Origin of the sequence: Fodinibacter luteus, from assembly GCF_039541575.1 — a bacterium.
GTDB lineage: Bacteria > Actinomycetota > Actinomycetes > Actinomycetales > Dermatophilaceae > Fodinibacter > Fodinibacter luteus.
Genome location: NZ_BAABGM010000030.1, coordinates 1 through 907 on the forward strand (window position 1 = coordinate 1; position 907 = coordinate 907).

The window sequence follows — 907 nt, forward strand, 5'->3', positions numbered from 1 at the left end:
GATGCCGGCAGCGGAGAACCTCTAATGAGAACTGCCGGTTACACCGTTGATCTGACAGACCCAGGCTGCAGGGTGAGCCGCGAGCGGCGCGCGGCGGTATGACGCACGCGAATGCTGCAGGGGCATGCGTTCGCGGGAGCTACCTGGCGCCCGGGCCTGCAGCAGCGGTTCTCCCTCGGTTGACCACGACTTCGACCGGTGCTGGACTGCGACCATGATCGGCCTCGCAGGCCCCGCCCCGACGATTCGCACCGCGGTGCCGGCGGATCTCCCGGAACTGCGGCGGGTGTTCCGTGCTGCCTCGTTGTCCAACCCTGGGGACGCTCCTCTGTTGCTGGCCCACCCCGAGTTCCTGGACTTCACCGGGGATGGAGTCGCCGCCGGTCGCACCCGGGTGGCGGAGGGCGACGCGCAGGGCGTGGGCAGGATCCTGGGTTTCGCGACTGTGGCCGACGTTGACGCCGGCGACGGTGAGCTCGAGGACCTGTTCGTCGATCCGCAGTGGCACCGACGCGGTATCGCCGACAGGCTCCTCCGGGACGCCGTCGAGGCGTTGCGAGAGTCGGGACGTCGCCGCTTGTGGGTTGTCGGAAATCCCCAAGCGCTGGCCTTCTACAGGGCCGTCGGGTTCACGGGCGGCGAGTCGGTGGCCACCGAGCTCGGTGTTGGGCTACGCCTGCACCTCGACGTGTAGATCCGCCAGGGTCGTGCCGGCTCGCTGCCGAAAGAACGCACCTCACCCACGGGTCCTCCTCGCGGAGGGCTCGCGCTGGTGGTGCGAACTCTTGCGCTAACGCGGGACCGGCGGGACTGGTAGTGGAGTCCGGCAGAGTGGTGTACGACCAACCTGAGTGAGCGCGTGCCTCCCACGTAGGCGCGGCCACCGGGTGGATCCTTCGAGTGATCT

At 68.7% G+C, this 907-nt stretch carries 1 protein-coding gene; it reads left to right on the forward strand.

The window, feature by feature from the left end:
- The first annotated feature begins 214 nt into the window (after positions 1-214).
- Positions 215-694, forward strand: coding sequence for a GNAT family N-acetyltransferase (locus tag ABD899_RS18235; protein WP_345208694.1), 480 nt, complete (start codon positions 215-217; stop codon positions 692-694).
- Positions 695-907: the final 213 nt, after the last annotated feature.

Excerpts from the sequence above, each read along its gene's own strand:
- ABD899_RS18235 (WP_345208694.1), top strand. The coding sequence starts at position 215 with ATGATCGGCCTCGCAGGCCCCGCCCCGACGATTCGCACCGCGGTGCCG.